The 17,700-nt window shown below is 47.7% G+C and carries 17 protein-coding genes and 1 other RNA gene; 17 read left to right on the top strand and 1 reads right to left on the bottom strand.

Annotated features, from left to right (window positions below; genetic code table 11):
* Nucleotides 1-1,192 (top strand): PD-(D/E)XK nuclease family protein (locus A3750_RS21510; protein WP_197475220.1); only part of this gene is annotated, 1,192 nt, incomplete at its 5' end.
* Nucleotides 1,185-3,284 carry an exodeoxyribonuclease V subunit alpha gene (gene recD, locus A3750_RS21505; RefSeq protein ID WP_068452761.1) on the top strand — a complete coding sequence of 700 codons (2,100 nt, stop codon included), beginning with the start codon at nucleotides 1,185-1,187 and terminating at the stop codon, nucleotides 3,282-3,284. The genes A3750_RS21510 and recD, both read left to right, overlap by 8 nt.
* A 19-nt stretch (nucleotides 3,285-3,303) precedes the next feature.
* On the opposite strand, the gene A3750_RS21500 is transcribed toward recD, so the two are convergent.
* A complete protein-coding gene (locus tag A3750_RS21500) occupies nucleotides 3,304-3,786 on the bottom strand; it encodes a hypothetical protein (protein WP_068452759.1) in 483 nt (160 codons plus the stop codon).
* Nucleotides 3,787-4,375: 589 nt separating this feature from the next.
* Between A3750_RS21500 and A3750_RS21490 the strand changes: the two genes are divergently transcribed.
* The 15 genes from A3750_RS21490 to A3750_RS21420 all read left to right on the top strand — a co-directional run.
* A complete protein-coding gene (locus A3750_RS21490; RefSeq protein ID WP_068452751.1) occupies nucleotides 4,376-4,873 on the top strand; it encodes a DUF4402 domain-containing protein in 498 nt (165 codons plus the stop codon).
* A gap of 269 nt (nucleotides 4,874-5,142) precedes the next feature.
* Nucleotides 5,143-5,955 carry a molecular chaperone gene (locus A3750_RS21485; protein ID WP_068451474.1) on the top strand — a complete coding sequence of 271 codons (813 nt, stop codon included), beginning with the start codon at nucleotides 5,143-5,145 and terminating at the stop codon, nucleotides 5,953-5,955.
* A gap of 55 nt (nucleotides 5,956-6,010) precedes the next feature.
* Complete coding sequence (locus tag A3750_RS21480; protein ID WP_068451477.1) at nucleotides 6,011-8,698, top strand: hypothetical protein; 2,688 nt, start codon at nucleotides 6,011-6,013, stop codon at nucleotides 8,696-8,698.
* Between the two features lie 136 nt (nucleotides 8,699-8,834).
* Nucleotides 8,835-9,191 (top strand): hypothetical protein, encoded by a 357-nt coding sequence (locus A3750_RS21475; protein WP_068520701.1) that lies wholly within the window; start codon nucleotides 8,835-8,837, stop codon nucleotides 9,189-9,191.
* A gap of 87 nt (nucleotides 9,192-9,278) precedes the next feature.
* Nucleotides 9,279-9,375: signal recognition particle sRNA small type (gene ffs, locus A3750_RS21470), an RNA gene on the top strand.
* A 159-nt stretch (nucleotides 9,376-9,534) separates the two neighbouring features.
* Nucleotides 9,535-9,981, top strand: coding sequence for a hypothetical protein (locus tag A3750_RS21465; RefSeq protein WP_068451484.1), 447 nt, complete (start codon nucleotides 9,535-9,537; stop codon nucleotides 9,979-9,981).
* 76 nt (nucleotides 9,982-10,057) lie between these two features.
* Nucleotides 10,058-12,073, top strand: a complete 2,016-nt coding sequence (dnaX, locus tag A3750_RS21460) for a DNA polymerase III subunit gamma/tau (RefSeq protein WP_068464180.1) — start codon at nucleotides 10,058-10,060, stop codon at nucleotides 12,071-12,073.
* 9 nt (nucleotides 12,074-12,082) lie between these two features.
* On the top strand, nucleotides 12,083-12,412 hold the full coding sequence (locus tag A3750_RS21455; RefSeq protein WP_068453956.1) for a YbaB/EbfC family nucleoid-associated protein: 330 nt from the start codon (nucleotides 12,083-12,085) through the stop codon (nucleotides 12,410-12,412).
* Nucleotides 12,413-12,435: 23 nt separating this feature from the next.
* Nucleotides 12,436-13,032, top strand: a complete 597-nt coding sequence (gene recR / locus A3750_RS21450) for a recombination mediator RecR (RefSeq protein WP_068453954.1) — start codon at nucleotides 12,436-12,438, stop codon at nucleotides 13,030-13,032.
* Between the two features lie 2 nt (nucleotides 13,033-13,034).
* The gene (gene rnd / locus A3750_RS21445) at nucleotides 13,035-14,192 is read left to right on the top strand and encodes a ribonuclease D (RefSeq protein WP_068453953.1); all 1,158 of its coding nucleotides are present in this window, start codon (nucleotides 13,035-13,037) and stop codon (nucleotides 14,190-14,192) included.
* 12 nt (nucleotides 14,193-14,204) lie between these two features.
* Nucleotides 14,205-14,516: a YcgL domain-containing protein gene (locus A3750_RS21440; RefSeq protein ID WP_068453952.1), complete on the top strand. Its 312-nt coding sequence runs from the start codon at nucleotides 14,205-14,207 to the stop codon at nucleotides 14,514-14,516.
* Nucleotides 14,509-14,967: a YcgN family cysteine cluster protein gene (locus tag A3750_RS21435; protein WP_068453951.1), complete on the top strand. Its 459-nt coding sequence runs from the start codon at nucleotides 14,509-14,511 to the stop codon at nucleotides 14,965-14,967. Before A3750_RS21440 ends, A3750_RS21435 begins: the two co-directional genes overlap by 8 nt.
* Nucleotides 14,968-15,125: 158 nt before the next feature.
* Entirely contained in the window at nucleotides 15,126-15,317 is a 192-nt protein-coding gene (locus tag A3750_RS25450; RefSeq protein WP_156498818.1) for a hypothetical protein, read from the top strand.
* Nucleotides 15,314-15,532 (top strand): DUF1653 domain-containing protein, encoded by a 219-nt coding sequence (locus A3750_RS21425; protein WP_197466224.1) that lies wholly within the window; start codon nucleotides 15,314-15,316, stop codon nucleotides 15,530-15,532. Before A3750_RS25450 ends, A3750_RS21425 begins: the two co-directional genes overlap by 4 nt.
* Nucleotides 15,533-15,667: 135 nt before the next feature.
* A partial coding sequence (locus A3750_RS21420) for a VWA domain-containing protein (protein ID WP_068548796.1) occupies nucleotides 15,668-17,700 on the top strand: 2,033 nt, incomplete at its 3' end.

Below are 17,700 nucleotides of genomic sequence, written 5' to 3'. Positions count from 1 at the left end.
TGGCTATTTGCTGTTGAATGGCGACTCGCCAGACGGCCTTGAGAAAGGTTGGCTTCGTGATCGGCTAACGGTGCTTGCAGAGCATAAAGAGATCGAATATCAGTTTTGGACTAACGAGGACATACACAATCTGCGTATTGAAGATGCGCCATCTGTGACTCATGCAAGTCCGACATTCTCAGATTTCTCAAAGCGCCTTGCGCCTGACGTGCGCAGTTCTTGGCGCGTTCAAAGCTTTACAGGTTTGATGAATGAGCATCATCGTTTGCATCCGCAATCTCACATGTCTGGCGCTGCGGTACGATCACTCTCACCGCTCAGCCCTACACAGATACATATTCTGAATTTTCCGAAGGGGGCCGATGCGGGTACCTTTTTGCATACTCTTTTTGAGCACATTGATTTTGCAACTGGCCAACTGCTCTCTAAATATGCCCGGTCAGGTGAAAGCCTGCAGCAGCATATTGAAAACCTGTTAATGCGCAAACAGCTTGTCCCTGAGTCGCGCCTCGCCCTTTGGGCTGAATATTTGGCGAGTTGGTTGCAGCGTATTTTAGATCTGGATTTGGGGCAGGGATGGACAGAGGAGCAACTGCACGGCCAGCTAATCATGACCGGTCAAGAGAAACGCCTCTGCTTGGGTGGGCTTTCTCAGTCAGACTATATTGTTGAGGCAGAGTTTCACTTTAAGGTGGGTGCGCTGGCTGCGCCGCAACTGAATGCGCTTTTGCGTTCGTTTCGTGAGGCACTGCCAAGCGTTGGTTTTGAGCACTTCTCAGGCCATTTAAAAGGCGCAATTGATCTAACGTTTCGTCAAGGCGGGCGGTATTATTTGTTGGACTACAAGTCAAATCACTTAGGGTTTGAAGCGAGTGATTATGCCTTCGAGCAACTCGAAGCTGCCATTATTGACCATCGCTACGACCTTCAGTATCTGTTGTACAGCGTCGCGTTACATCGCTTGTTACGGCATCGCTTGGGCTCAGACTATGATTATGATCAACATTTCGGTGGTGTTTACTATTTGTTCCTGAGAGGGATGGAGCTTGTTTCTTCTGGCTCAGATGAAAAGCAGCGTTCAGCGCAGAACAGCAAACGGCGGGATGTGCTGCCCGGCGTCTACTTTATAAAGCCCGAGAAGGACTTAATTCAGCGTATGGACGAATTGCTAGAGGGCAGTATCAATGAATAAAACTGTGTCTTCTAGGCCGGCAAGTGTGGATTTTAAGTTAGGGCGCTTAAAACAGTTGGTTGCCAACGGCGAGAGTCTGTTGCGTTGGATTGATGTGTACGCTGCGGAAAATGCATATACGCGCGTGCTACATGTGCCAAGAGTAACCCAGGATCAGGCCGCCTTGGTGTTCGACTTGGCATTAGTACTGTCTTTTGCAAGTAGTCGCGGCGAGGCAGGGTTAGACCTAGAAGGCTTGCAGCGCTACCGGAGTCTCGTAGTCTTTTCTTGGACATCATTCGACGACCAAACTGAACTCGCAAAGGTTTTGAAGACGCTCGCTGAGACCTTAGATGATGCGCAATTAACGGATGATTCTGGCTCTGACAGTGATAGTGAGGGTGATAGCCATAGTGATGGTGATAGCGGGTGTGACTCGCGCAAACTTCGTTTAGATATTGTTTTTGCCGAAGGGCGATGGTGGCTTGCTCGTCACGCGTCACTTCAGAATACGGTCGAAAAATGGATCAAGACGCGCCTTGATCGTCGAGCGGTCACTATCTCGGGAATGTCGGACCAGATGACACACTATGTTCAGCGTCTGTTTGAGTTTGATGGCAATGATCTAACAGCTAAGGGCAAAGAAGGTAAGAATCCACAAAGAGAAGCGTTTGACCATCAGGCGCTAGCTGCGGCGCATGCCTTGCTTTCAGATTTAGTCTTGGTAAGTGGTGGACCGGGAACAGGTAAAACGACGACCGCGGCCAAACTGATGATCCTGCGACTATTGCAGGAGCAGATTACACAACCAGACAATCAGCCATTACGGGCTGTTTGCCTTGCCCCGACAGGAAAAGCCGCTCAGCGCCTAGCCACCTCTCTTCGAGCTCAAAGTCTGTCCTTGATCGATCGCTTGTCACTTGCTCCTGATTTGGAGCAGGCTTTGATAACAGCGATACCCGATGAAGGGATGACCATACACCGTTATCTCATTGAGTGCGGCAAACCTATGGATGAGCTTTCCTCATTCGTTCGCGTTTCGGATAATCAGCTTGTTTTTGGGGCAGTGAATAACGAAGCGCCTCCAACGCTTGTCGTTATCGATGAGTCTTCGATGATTGATCTTGCATTAATGGAGCGACTAGTCGCTGCGCTTGATGACAAAACATGCGTTGTATTCATGGGGGATCCGTTTCAGTTACCACCAGTTGAAGTAGGGCAAGTATTCTCTGACTGGGTTGCGCGTTTTCGTGGTTTACATACCGGCGAGGAGCAACAGCAACTGCTCGCGACCTATCTACCTTATTCACAACAGCAAGTCGCCGAAGCCATTGCTTACGGGACAAGTGCGAACGTTCAGCCCTATATTGGCCTTAACCCGTTAGTGCAATTGCACAAAAGCTATCGATTTGAAGGTGTCTTGGCTGAGTTGGCCTTGATTGTTCGCGATGGGGCGATGCCACAGCTTGAGGCATTCTGCCTCAATCAAGCCGAACAAGACGTCCAAGTGCATTGGTTAGAAGATCAAGAGCAGGAGTTGTATTTAGCGAATATAGTTCAGGCGTATGCGTTTTACGGAGAGGCCGTTGCTCGCAAAGCGTCATTGGCTGAGTTGCAGGAGGTTTTTGACCGCTATCAGATTTTATGTTCTACGCGATTAGGCCCTCTTGGAACGGTTGCGATCAACGAACGTGTTAATGCGCAGCTCGAAAGGCACTGTTCAAAGCAGTGGAATAAAGATCTGAGCAATCGCTTGTTTCACGGGCAAGCCATATTGATTGAGATGAATTATCCGGCCTTGGATATCTACAATGGCGATGTCGGTTTTGTGATCGAAGATGAGCAGGGGCGAATTACCTTTCAGTTTTACCGTGGTGGGCATCTGCCGCCGCTTGTCGTGCCAAGTCATAAACTTAGTGGGTACTCATTGGCCTATGCGTTGACGGTGCATAAAAGCCAGGGCTCTGAATATCGTTCGGTGGCTGTTGTGGTTGCGCCTTACGCGACAGAGCTAGTTAGTAGACGTCTTCTATATACAGGTGTTACACGAAGCAAAGAGACGCTTTCTCTTTTTGCTCCACGTCATATGTTGTCGGTTCTATTCGAAAGCTAAGGCGATAAGCCTTGCAGTGCTATGGGTCTTCCGTAACGGTGATTGTATAAGAGGGTGCTATGTCTCCAGCAGGCACATTCTTTGAGAATAGTATGCGCATCCCAACGGTGGCGGTAGTTCCCGCACCGGGGTTTGCCAACCCGCTGACAGGGAATGTCGTGTAGGTCTTGTTGTTGTATCGAAACTGGAATGTTTTAAGCGTCACGCCGGAGATGTCGGCATCGTTTGTCATGTTAACCGTAAAGGTTTTATCGCTATCGCTCGACAGTAGAAATTCACCCGCGTTGTATACGCTTCCCAGCACGGTTGTATTGCGCACGCCCTTTACCTCTCCCTTCCAAGTGACTCGAAGCCGTGCAGTTTTGCTGGGGTTTGATATTGCGTCCGGAAATTTATGCGGATTGATCTCTGTTATCGTGATCTCACTATGAGAAGGGGCTGAGAAGAATGCGCCAAATAACAGTATAAAAAACGCGAGTCGCATTTTTTGCAAAGTGGTCATGCTTTCCTTTGAATAATCGTTCGCGAGGGGTGGTTGGTTCTTATTTATACAGTTTGTTCTTTATCCTTGCTTCTTTCAATCGATCGTTGCCTCTCTAAATAAAATGTATAAAAACCACGCTATATTTCGTTGTGTATCTGAAAAAGTCGCAAAAAATCAGCTTTTATTACGCAGCTGAATACTCTGAAACATCCCGCCAACAGCTTGTTACACACAGATACAAAATAGGCTTTTTTTCTTCGTGCAGAATCTCTGAGTTAGCTACTCTGAAATTAAGCGCAAACGAAATGCAAAACATTTTAAAACACGCGCTGCTTACAACCAAGCGATCTAACCGATGCGCGGTTGAAGTGGTCAAAAGCCACGTCATACATTGTCTATCTAACGACTGCGCAAACCGCAAAGTTAGGGGCAAGAGAAAAGACAGTAAGTGCGAAAGTAGTAAACATGAAGGTTCCTCAGCACCAAGTAAAAGCAAAGGTGTAGGAGAAACAATAAAAAGATGGCGTCGAACATATCGCCACATAAAAATTAATTCAGCAATACGTGTAGTAGACACATAAATAAATATAATTCGGAGATACTATCCATGAAAAATACATTCAAAAAAGCAGCAATCGCAGCAACTCTAGTTTCAGGTCTTGGCGCTGGTATGGCACAAGCAGATACTTTTCAGGCGCTACTTACAATCGTTGAGCCGCTTCAGTTGACTGAGACTACTCAGATGAACTTGGGCCAGATCGATGCATCAGGTGACGGCGTAACATGTACTCTAGCAGCTGGTGGTTCACGTTCTGGTACTGGTTGTTTTGACGCAGCAACAAATGGCATTGAGGGTGTGATCGGCGTAGCGGGTACAGATGGTCTTACATTTGACATTGCGATTGCGGGAACATCTTCAAATGGTATGACTTTCGTACCAAGCATGATTGATAACGGTGAAGCGGCAACAACGTTGACGGGTGTAACGCTTCAAGCATCACACGAGTTGACCTTAGGTGGTACCTTGACTGTAGATACTGCAGCGACTGCAGCGGCAAGTGGTGCAACATCAATCGATTACGATGTGACTGTTACATATAACTAAGCGATTTGGTTATAGCTATAAAAGAAAAGGCGCCTTAGGGCGCCTTTTTTTGTTTTTATCCTTGTCGTTTTTACCATCTGTTAATCTGCTGAAAAATAGTTTGAATTCAATAGCTTTTGATCCAAACTTAAATTGAATCGATAAAAAAATGCCGCGCTTCAAAAATAGATCGCAGGCCGTGTGAAGGGGGGGCGATTACCTCCGCGCAATATAAAAAATATAAAAGAAAAAACCATAAGTAGTACAACAACTAGAGTCAGTATCAAATCATGAAACGTTTTCCTTGTCAGTTTGCTGTAGCAAGTATTCTTGTTTTGTTTTCACTCCAGTCTATGGCTGGGCTTTTGATTAATCCAAAACGGATCGTCCTTGAAGAGCGAGAGCGCGCTGCCGCGTTGGATCTATTGAATGACGGCACTGAAAAAGCCCGATATCAGATTTATTTTGAACAAAAGATCATGTTACCCAATGGCAGCATTGTCGATTTGGAAGAACTTGACCCCGACACGACCTATTCAAAAGATATGATCCGTTATTCTCCCCGACGGGTTGATATTGAGCCAGGTGCGCGTCAGACCATACGAATTGCTGCGCGTCGTCCCAAGGATTTAGAGGAAGGAGAGTACGTCTCGCATTTGGTATTTAAAGAAATCCCTATCCAAGAAGAGGTGGGTGACAAGAAAGAAGACGAAGATCTTTCGGTCACGTTAAAGCCGAAACTTAAAATTGCAATTCCTATTATCGTACGAAAAGGTTCGCTTGCATCGACAGCAGGTGTCAAGAATGTGCGTTTCGATGGCGAAGAGGGAAAGCATGGCGCTTTTAAGCTAACATTAACACGCGTTGGTAGTGTCTCTTTATATGGATCGGTGGAGGTCTATGATTATACCGGAGGCACGCTCGGGGAGCGTCTAGCGGTTTCAAAGGGTGTCGGCGTATACACTGAGGTTACTGAGCGTGCTGTCACAGTGCGTATGCCGCAAGCTTTAAGTCCAGATGTGAAAGAGTTTTTGATCCGCTTTGACGAGGATGAGAAGTATGGCGGTTCAAACCTAGTGGACGTGCCGTTTAGCCTTAACTAGTTGGCGGCGGTTTCGTTTTTCTTTTTGTTTTATCCTCTGTGCTGAGCACTTAAGAATGGGCCTTAAGAGTTTTCTTCTTAATGTCGGATCTGCTGTGCTTGCTCGCACAGTCATTCTCCAATGTGTTTTCTTATCTTGTCCTTTGCTGGCCGCTGCAAGTGCGCAAATACCTCTGAATGACGAAGATCTTCTCGTCATTCAGTTATCGGTCGGGTCATATACAGATGAAGAACCTCTCTTTGTGTATAACAGTCCTGAAGTGACGCTCGTCCCGATTGCAAATATCGCAAGCATTCTGGATATCGCGCTTGAAGCTGACGCGGAGGATTTGTCGGTTTCTGGTTGGCGCGGCTCGGAAGCCAACACGATTGACCTCGATTTGCAAAATAAGCAGCTTTTTTTGGGCGGCGTGTTGCAGCCGTGGAATGATCGGGTTCGTTTTGCTGAGGATGGGTTTGATCTATACCTTGATCAGCAAACAGCGCAATTCTTGCTGGGTATTAAGTTTGCAATCGATGTGCCTCAGCTACAGCTTCGCGTCCAGGAAGATTCAACGATTCCGGTCTTGGCAAAGTTAGAAAGAGAAAAAAAACGCGAGCAGATAGAAAGCGTACAGATTCAAACCATTCCTGATCACTATATCCCGAATACTTATGAGTGGTGGTCTGTTCCTCAATTTGATTTTTCGCTTGCCAAAGATATCGAGAACAATCGAGGAGAGCTGGATCGACGCTACGACCTTTTCTTGCAAGGGCGAGCGGATCTTGCCAAGCACTCAGTCAATGCCAGCTATATCGACTCTGATGGCGAGGAAGACTTACGTATTACCTTTTCGCGTGCATCAAAAGGACCGGATGAGTCTATCGCTTTTGGCATGGATCGTTACGAAGTGGGAGATTTGTTTGGACTAAGCGACCCTTTGGTGTTTTCTTCGGCTCAAGGGCGTGGTGTAAGGTTGAGCAGGGGAGGTAAATCGGTCGAGGAGCAAGGCGATACGATTACCTTGCAAGGTGACGCACCACCCGGATGGGAGGTTGAGCTATATCGCAATGGTAGCTTGATTGAGTTTTCAGATACGACCAATGATGGTCGTTACTTGTTTGAAGAGGTGCCGGTTTTTGTCGGTGAGAACCTCTTTGATATTCGTCTTTATGGTCCTCAGGGTCAATTTCGTGAGATCCGTGAGGTTGTGTCAACAGGTGGTGTGATGCTTCAGCAAGGTCAGTGGGAATACGATGCTTGGGCTTTGCGCAGAAACAAACGGCTGATCGATTCTTCCATTAATATTAATGAGCCTGAGTCTGATTTGCTGATGGCGGAGGCTCGGTATGGTTTCAATCGCTCACTGACGGCGCGTTTTGGTTATACACAAATGACACCGAGCTCGAGCACGCAAGAGCAGCAATATCTTTTCGGCAGCCTATACGGCAGTCTCGGATCGTCGTTAGCGCAGCTGCATTATTCGCAGAACGATGCGGATGGCTCTGCGTATCAGCTGAATGTTCAAGGCCGCATTTATGACACCAATATTAACGCAGACGCGACGTATTTTGATGAGTTTGTAAGTGATCGAAACAGTAGTGGTGATCTCGAGAGCGAATATGGAGTCCGTCTCAATCGCTCAATCTTTTTAGGTCTCCCTAACGCGTTGATGACAGACCTCGATCTTCGCCACAAAGAGTTTATTGCGGGCGCGACAAATTCATCTGCCGCATTGAGAGCGGGTACTGGGTGGGCTGGCTTTCAATTGACCAATGATCTTAATTATCTTGCAACCGATGGTTTTAATACGAGTGGCTTTGAGCGTGTTGATGGTCAGTTTAGTGCGACTCGTAAATGGGATGGATGGCGCTATAAAGGGGCCGTTGATTATGCGCTGTCGCCAACAGGACGTTTGGCCGGATTATCATTTGGTGCCTCGCATAAGTTTGGGGGTGACATGAGCTACACCGGCAGTATTGCGCATAGGTTCGAAGGTAAAGATATTTTGAGTAGTGATCACACCTTGAGTAAAAGCTTTGGAGAGTTCTCTGTATCTGGAACAACAGGGTTTAATAGTCGCGGGTTGCAGTATGTTGGTGTGACGTTGACGAGCTCTCTGAACTACAACGACAAAGATCAAAACTATGCGTTTGCTGAAGGTAGTGCTCTAAATAGCGCCACCTTGAATGCGAGAGTGTTTATAGACGAAAACAGTAATGGGCTGTATGACGAGGGCGAAGAAGGGGTATCTGACATCCGCTTTAAGGGTAAGAGTCGCTGGCGCAAATATCAAACGGACGAAAACGGCCAGATAGTTGTTGGTGGGCTTGAAAATCTTGTAATGGAAAAATTTGAAGTAGACGAAAAGACAATTGAAGACCCCTTTATAAAACCTGCTGCGGCTCCGGTTTTCGTCTACACGCATGCCGGAGCATATGTCTCTGCGGATATCCCGCTGGCGATGACGTTTGAGCTAGAGGGCTCTGCGTACGTTGAGCGTGAAGATGGTTTGAGTCCATTAAATAAAGTTCGGGTAGTGCTTGAGGATGAGGGCGGTAATACCGTTGATATTGTTCGTGTCGAGTACGACGGTGTTTACTTGTTCACCGGACTGGTTCCCGGAAGTTACTGTATTCGAATAAAAGAGGATGATTTGTTGCGTCGTAATTTGATCGGCCACGCTCAGCCGTATTGTTTTGACTCAGATGGTAAGGACGGAGTGGTGTTTGCCGACGACCTAGTGTTCTCGGCAGCGCCTTAGCGCATTATTGATCTCACCTAAGTTGCTAAAAGTAAACTTGAGCAAATGCGCTCCATGTAACATTGCGTAACTTTTTGTGTTGCAGTGTAAATAATCTCGCCTATACTCGAAGACCTCGTTGTTTTGAGGTCTTGCTGTGGCGACGTATTTTTCTTCGATATCGCTGTTTGTTTTTCTGCTGTGTATGTTGGCTCCTGCCAGTGTTCATGCGGACCGCTATCAGGCGCGGTTTGAATTAGTAAACAGCATTGGTCTTTCGTACAAGGCGAAAGTAAGTAGTTCTGATACCTCGCAATGTAGTCGAGAATTCGACGCTGGCAATTTGGGCGGCTCTTCATGCTCCGCTTTCTCTGTGTCCCTGAATAATATTGCCCAGCATGAGGCAACCATACTCATAGATGGTTTGGAGCGGGATAATTGGCGAGAGTCGTTTGTATCGCAAGGCCAGTTAGATATGGCTTTTAACGATGAAATCTCTGTTGTTTTGCAGTAGTTGAAATAAGGCTTTTCTGAAGCGAAGTGCTTTGTTAGAATGCGCGCTCGTTGTAAGGCACTCGCCTCAACGTATTATGGTGACTTCCATTGGTTCCCTCGCAATGATAAACCGTGAACCTGGTCAGGCCCGGAAGGGAGCAGCCACAGCGGTCGACTCATGTGCCGGGGTGTAGCTGGTGGGAGTCATCTCCAAATCTTAGTTAGACTCACCATATATTCTTAAAGCGTCATTTCGGCGAATATAAAAACACCCATTATTATTTTGTCTGTTTGATCTAACGTACTCCAAAATCTGAACTATATTTCTGCGAACATAAAACTGTTGTTAGCGGAGACTCTTCATGGCCCATTCGACCTACTTGGTAGAGCAGCTCACCTTGGAGGTGTTTGGCGTAAACAGGCACTTGGAGCGCTTAAAAGACAGCTTCGGTATTGTCACGCAGTGGGAGTCCGGCGCGTGGTTGATTGTCCAGTTTCTAGCTGAGCAAGGCCGTTGTCGGATGAATACTTTACTTCAAGAGCAGCATATTAGTGAGGCGCATGGCCAGCATCTTCTGAACGAGTTGGTTGCAGCGGGTCTCGTTAAAGGGGACGAGCATCATCCTGCTATTCACGCGCATTACGAACTTACCCCGAGTGGTGAGGCAGCATTGGTTCGACTAAGAGAGGCAATGAAGCCTGGTTTTGAGCAGTTTGAAGACGATTTCGATCTAAGCCAGCTGGCCGCTGCGGTGAAGGTTTTGCAGACCTACCGTCATCGTCTTGAGTGCATCAAACTCAAAGACTAACTCTGTTTATCAGGCTCGTGAGCGTGTAAGATAGAGCGCACTTAATTTCCTCATTGCCACGTCATAAGTTAACGTCATGAGCTATCAGGTTCTTGCCAGAAAATGGCGACCTACAAACTTCAAACAAATGGTAGGCCAGGAGCATGTTCTGCAAGCTCTTGTGCATGCGTTGGATTCTCAGCGTTTGCACCACGCGTATCTTTTCACCGGGACTCGAGGTGTTGGTAAAACCACCATCGCGCGTATTCTCGCCCGATGTTTGAGTTGTGACAAAGGGATTACTTCTGAGCCGTGTGGTCAGTGCAGTGCTTGCATGTCGATTGAGCAGGGTCGTTATGTCGACCTGATAGAGATCGATGCCGCGTCGCGCACCAAAGTAGAAGACATGCGCGAACTCCTTGAAAATGTCCAATATGCGCCAACGCAAGGGCGTTTTAAGATCTACCTGATAGACGAAGTACACATGCTTTCTGGGCACAGTTTTAATGCCTTGCTTAAAACGCTTGAAGAGCCGCCAGAGCATGTAAAGTTTCTGTTCGCAACGACCGACCCACAAAAGCTACCAATAACGATTCTCTCACGCTGCCTTCAGTTTAACCTGAAGAATATGACTCCGGAGAAGATCGTCAGTCACCTTAAATTTGTGCTTTCTCAAGAGCAGGTTCAGTCAGAAGAGGCTGCTTTGTGGGCGCTTGCTCGCGGCGCTGATGGCAGTATGCGAGACGCGTTGAGTCTTACTGATCAGGCCATTGCATATACGCAAGGAGACCTCCAGGAAGCGCCGGTCAGCGCGATGCTGGGTACCGTTGATCAGAAAAAGGTCTACCGACTTTTGAATATGCTTGTCGCACGTGACCCAAAAGCGTTACTGAATGTGGTGTCAGATTTGGCTGAGTTCGCCCCAGATTATGCGGCTGTACTAGAAATTATCGTTTCTGTTTTTCATCGTGTTGCGGTTGAGCAAGCTGTGCCGGGCGTGACGGACAATAGTCAAGGCGATCAGGAACGTATCAGTTTTTATGCGCAAAATCTCAGCGCTGAAGATGTGCAGCTTTACTATCAGATTGCACTTACCTCTCGTAAAGACTTGGCTATCTCACCGGATGCTAAGGCGGGATTTGAAATGGCGCTGTTGCGTATGATGGCGTTTCAAATGCAGGCGCCGGAAAAGGAAGTGGCTCAAGTTCTAGCGCCAGAAGTGGATGCCGAACATACGCATGCTGAGCCTCTAGCACGTGATGATGATCAAGAGCCTTTAGCGCGTAGCAGTGATCAAGAGCCTTCAGCGAGTAGTAATAATCAAGAGCCTTCAGCGAGTAGTAGTAATCAAGAATACTCCGAGTCCCCTGAGAACAGTGAGCCTCCCGAAATACATCAATATCAAGTGGCTGGGGAATTCCCGCAGTCCCTAGAACAAATTGATAGCGAAGGGGCGGGTATAGATTTAAGCCGGCAAGATACGGCTGAAGTAACGCCTACCACAGACCAAGCCTCTTTTTCTAAGCGAGATTCGTCGTCTCTCGCTGGCGTCGCAGCTCCAGTTGAGCAGCCCGGGGATTCCGCTCCAAACGTCGGTGAGTTAGACGCTCAAAAAAAAACTCCTGAATTAGCTGCAGAGCCAACATCAGCATCAAAAGCGGAAGCATTGAATGCGGGCAATGCTGTGGCCGTTGATAAGCCTGATGCCGTTAGTCAAGATTTAAGTGAGTTAGATTGGCCGCGACAGGCGCTTCGACTTGGTCTCACCGGGATGACGCAAAACCTGTTGATGAATATGGTAAAACAAGTGGGCGAGCAAGGGCTTATAATGAGCGTAGAGTCGGGCCATTATCGCTTGCTGAATGATTCACACAAGAAAAAAATCAAATTGGCTTTAAAGGAAGCCGATTTGTGGGACGGGCCGGTTGAGTTTATTGAAGGGCTCGATGGTTCGCAGGAAACGCCGGCAATGTGGCGGGAACGGATGCGTGAAGAGCGTTTGGTCGAGGCAAAACAGAGCTTGTTTGCAGACCCTAATGTACAACAGTTAATTGCTGAGTTTGATGGACGCTTGATTGAAGAGAGCGTCGTATCGCTTAGCCCCATTGAATAGGAGTCAAATATGTTCGGTGGCAAAAATATGGGCGACATCATGAAACAAGCCCAAAAAATGCAAGAAGAGCTTCAAAAGCAGCAGGAAAACATTGCTAACGAAGAGGTTACTGGCGAGTCTGGCGCAGGCTTGGTGAAAATTACGATGAATGGTCGTCATGATGTTAAAAATGTCGAGCTTGATTCATCTGTGATGACAGAAGATAAGGAGTTTCTGGAAGACCTTCTTGCCGCGGCTGTGAACGATGCGGTCAGAAAGGTCGAAGAAAAAAATCAAAAAGCAATGTCAGGTCTCGCTTCAGGCATGGGCATGCCGCCTGGCTTCAAGATGCCTTTCTAGAACATGTTGAGTATCAGCACAGTATGAGATTTGGACCGGTTATAGATGAGCTTATTGAAGCACTTAGAGTGCTTCCTGGTGTTGGTCAAAAAACAGCGCAGCGTATGGCGCTAGACCTTCTGGAGCGAAAGCGAGAGGGGGGGATGCGCTTATCCTCTGCCTTGGCTCAGGCAATGGAGCATGTAAAGCGTTGTCATACGTGTCGAAATCTTACAGAGGCAGAGAGCTGTGCGCTATGCAGTGATAGCCGTCGTGATGACACGATCCTGTGTGTTGTTGAATCGCCAAGTGATTTGTTAGCCATAGAGTTATCCCGGCAGTTCCCGGGCAAGTACTTTGTCCTAAGTGGTAGTTTGTCGCCTATCGATGGGCGAGGCCCTGATCAGGTAGGTATTCCTTTGCTTATTGATCAAGTTAACGGGCGGCCTATCAAGGAGCTTATTTTGGCAACAAACCCTACCGTAGAGGGGGAGGCAACAGCCCACTTTATTTCTGAAATCTTTCGAGAGAAAGACGTACTGATTACGCGACTGGCGCATGGCATTCCCTTAGGTGGGGAGCTAGGCTTTGTCGATGGTGGCACTTTAGGGCATGCTTTTTCTGGTCGGAAACCTGTATAAAAATGACAACCACTACCTCGGTCGATATCGACTCGATCCCATATATCTGGATAGATACAGATAGTCGTTTAGAGCAATGTGTAAACCGCTGGGTAAAAGAACCCTATTTGATTTTCGATACGGAGTTTGAGCGCAGTAACACATATTTCGCGAAAGCTGGTTTGATTCAGGTTGCTGCGTCGGGCAAAACCTATTTGATTGATCCTCTCGCTGTATCAACTTTGAAGCCTCTGGCGTCAGTACTTTCTAGTCCTGATATCGTTATTGTGTTGCATTCCATGAGTGAGGATATCGATCTTTTAGGTCATATCTGTGATTGCTCGATACGTAATGTCTTCGATAGTCAGATCGCGACAGCCTTTCTAGGGAAGGGTATCTCTGTCGGCTACCAACGTTTAGTCGATTTGATGCTTGGTGTTGCCTTAGATAAAGGCGAAACGAGATCTGATTGGCTGGCGAGACCGTTGACGAAAAAACAGCTGCATTACGCTGCGGCTGACGTGCATTACCTGGAAGACATTTATCTTAAGCTCCGTGATCAGCTTACTTCCTCCCCATGGTTTGGCGCTGTTGAAGAAGAGTGTGCGCGTCAGGTTGCGACGATTGAATCGATGGGGGGGCATCCCGAACTAGCTTACTTGAAGCTGCGTGGTGCTTGGGATCTTCCCGTCGAGCGGCAATATGTTTTGCAGCAATTGACAGAGTGGCGGGATGTGAGAGCCGTCGAACATAATATCCCCAAGAGCTGGGTATTTAGTGATGCGCAGTTAATAGAGGCGGCGAGAACGTCTCCGACAACTCAGGGAGAGTTGTTCAAGCTGCCGAAAGCAAAGCCGAAGTCGATTAAGCGTTATGGCTCCGAGTTACTGAGCTTGCTCAAAGAATGTGAGGTAAGCGTGCCCGCGGATTTTTGTGTCGTTGAGCGGCCAATCAAAGGTAAAGAGCTTGAGTTCTATAAGAAGATTAAAAAGCTTGTAGCGGACGCTGCTCAGGGCGCGGGTTTAGATCCCCAGTTGATCGCCGGTAGAAAGCAAATGGAAGCTTGGGTTATCCACTTTTGGCGGGAGAAACATAAGGATATGCCAGAATTGTTATCTGGTTGGAGAGGGCCTTTGCTCGAAGACCCGCTCCGACGTCTAGTCGCCGCTTCTATATCTTAAGAGAGTTTGAAAATGACAGGGTATACCAACGCAAACAAGCGTTTTTGCAGTATTTATAAGAGTAGCAAAAAGGCAGAGATGTACTTGTATGTCGATCGCTCGCAGGATGTAAGCAAGCTGCCTGAGGGCTTGATGCTGGCTTTTGGGTCTCCCACAAAAGTAATGGATATTGTTTTGACGCCCGAGAAAAAACTCGCGCGCGCAGATTCAGAAAAAGTGTTGGCTGCGATCGAGGAGCAGAGTTTTTATCTTCAGATGCCGCCGACAGATCAGGATGCGGATGCAAATCTGGCAATGGCACCGCGAGATGCGTTAAATGGCTGATGCCAAAGTACCATTTTGGGAGCTTAAAACGCTCGCTGAAATGAGCGTTGGCGAGTGGGAATCTCTCTGTGACGGTTGTGCAAAGTGTTGCTTGCACAAGTTGCAGGACGAAGAGACGGATGAAATTTTTTATACATCTGTCGCGTGTGAGAAGCTTGATCTCGATACGTGTCGCTGTTCTGTTTACGAACAACGACTACATTATGTGCCTGACTGTCTTGACCTAACGCAGGGGAATCTGGATGAGCTGAGTTGGCTGCCCAGTTCTTGCGCTTATCGCATTGTTGCTGAGGGGCGCAGGTTGCCAGATTGGCATCATCTGGTTTCTGGTGATTTTAAAAGCATCCACAAGGCGGGTATGTCTGTCGTAGGTCGTGTTGTTTCTGAAACTGAAGTTCCTGCGCAAGAGTTGGAGCTTTATATTATCGACGAGTTTAAAACGGAAAACTGATTGTGGCTTTATTGTCTTCTTATACTATTGCCTGGCTCATTTATCTTCTCTCCGCCGTTGGGGCGATGATCGTCTTTTGGCGCTTAACTCGAAACCTCAAGTGGCGCCGCACGAGACGCGTCCTTAGGATTGTGGTTGCAGTGACTTTGCTGACGCCCATGAATATTGTCTCGGGAGGCTTTTGGCTCGCACCAGCATTTTTGGTCGCAGCCTATGCCTTGGCGCAATCTCACATGGAAATCGTGCAGCAGGCACTTACTGTTATGGCGGGCGCTGTAGGGGTGATGGTCGTTGTTGTCTTGCTTGAGTCGGTAGGTCGGCGCCTGCTCGGTTTGAGGTATGGGGAATGATAAAGCCTGGGGTGTATCAGCACTATAAAGGTCAGCGTTACGAAGTACTTGGTTTAGCGCATCATAGCGAGACAGAAGAGGAGCTTGTTGTGTATCGAGCTTTATATGGAGAGCATGGTTTGTGGGTTCGCCCTTACCGTATGTTTGTTGAGGAGGTGTCTATAAATGGTGAGCTTCTTCCAAGGTTTCGTTTCCTCGATCAAAACTCTATTTAAAACAGTTATCTATACTGTTTTTTTCAAGTAAGTCGTTCAGACTTTCGTTGTTGTTATTGAATTTTCTGCTATACCTAAACGTACTTAGTCAAAAAAGTTTTTGCTTTTGCATGGAAGTCTTTCAGGGTGGCATGAATGGTACGCACGCTTGGTAGTTTCGTTCGTTTGAGTTTGAGCGCGCATGCTCTTGTTTTTCTCATTTCCTTTTCGGTAAGTGCGCTGAGCTTTGCTGAAGAAACCAGCGCTCCTGATGTTCGGCTCGTTATCGACATATCGGGCAGTATGAAGAAAAACGATCCCCAGAATTTACGTATTCCCGCGGTGAATTTGTTGACCGAGCTGGTGCCTGATGGCAGCGAGGCGGGTGTCTGGACTTTCGGTCAATGGGTCAACAATCTTGTGCGCTTTCAAGTCGTTGATGACGCATGGCGCGCGATGGCGAAAGAGAAAGCAAAAGAGATCAATTCTGTCGCTTTGCGGACCAATATCGGTGCTGCGCTCGAAAAGGCCTCAGAGAATCTCGAAGCAGGGCAACAATACCCGAACACGCATTTTATTCTATTGACGGATGGTATGGTCGATATCGACAAGGAGCCTGCGAAAAATACAGCCGAGCGTGAGCGTATTCTTGGCCCTGTGCTAGCGCGTATAGCGCAAACAGGCGCTCATGTGCACACGGTTTCTCTGTCAAAAAATGCAGATAAGCCGCTGATGGATAAATTGGCGATTGGTTCGGGTGGGCAGTCTGCTCTGGCTGAAAGCTCTGATGATTTAAGTCGTGTTTTTCTACAGGCCTTTGACCAAGCGGTTCCGCAGGAGCAAGTGCCGATCGAAGGGAACGCCTTCGTAATCGATTCTAGTATTGAGGAGTTTACTGCGCTTGTTTTCAAAAAAGAGGGTGCGAAACCTGTGCGCCTTGTTTCTCCCGATCTTGAAACCATTGAGCCGAGCAGTGGCCGAGAAGATGTGCACTGGTATAGCGATGCAGGGTATGAGTTGATTACGGTCTCTCAACCTGACGAGGGCGAATGGGTGATTGATGCGGAGGTTGATCCCGATAGTCGAGTGACGATAGTCAGTAATCTGCAAATGGACGTGACATCATTGCCAAGTAATATTTTTGCTGGGGATGTTTTAGATGTTAAAGCAGGCTTTTTAAATGAAGGTGAGTTGATTGAAGATGAGGATTTTCTGTCGATTCTTGAAGTAGACCTTGTGGTAACCAATGAAGAAGGTAAGTCGGGTAAGCGGGCAATGGCGACAGCCGGCGATGGCGTTTTCTCTGAAACTATTTCTAAGCTAAAGACTGAGGGTGCGTACAGAATTGCTGTCGACGTAGACGGGAAGACATTCAAGCGTCGCTTTGAGCAGGTTGTCAATCTTCGTCCTCCATTCGATTTTGAATTGTCGGCGAAGGGCGGTGAGCAGCCTCAACATCAATTGGTTGTTACTGCGCTGACCGATGATATCGACATTGATGGGACCAGTGTTTTTGCGAAAGTGAAGGCGCCGGATGGTACGAGCCTCATAAAAGCAGTTGAGCAAGTCAAAGGAACGAAACAGTGGCGTTTAGCTGTTACTCCGGAAGCGGGCGATGGTACCTATAAGGTCGCGGTGAAAGTGAAGGGTAGAAAGACTGCTGGAGAGGATGTAAATCTTTCGCCTAAAGTCTTCGAGGTGGAGTTTCCTATTCCTTTGGGTGAGGCGAACATGATTGTCGCAGTTGAGGAAGAGGCGGCTGAGCCTGTAGAGGGTTTAGATGAGCCTGCTGAGCCTGAACCAGCGTTGGAGGAGAGCATAGCTCCTAATTTGGCTGAGAGTAACGTTGAGCCTGAGTTGGTGCCGGAGGAGGAGCTTGAGCCCGAGGAATCGGGAGTCGATTATGTCCTGTGGGGATCGATAGCTGGTGGTGTTGCATCCCTTTTAGCTTTGTTGGGAACAGTTTTTTACTTCCTAAGAAAGAAAAAAGCGGCTCAAGAGCCTGACGACGAGGTGATCAATGACTCCATCATGGATCAGCTAAACGACACTTCAATTGAAGATGTTGACTTTGATGCGGAGCCAGAGCCAGAACCAGAACCAGAGCCAGAACCAGAACCAGAACCAGAGCCAGAGCCAGAGCCAGAGCCAGAACCAGAGCCAGAACCAGAGCCAGAACCAGAGCCAGA

Source organism: Oleiphilus sp. HI0079 (genome assembly GCF_001635105.1).
The sequence above is the reverse complement of the archived record's forward strand: the minus strand, read 5'-3'. Positions and strand labels throughout refer to the sequence as shown.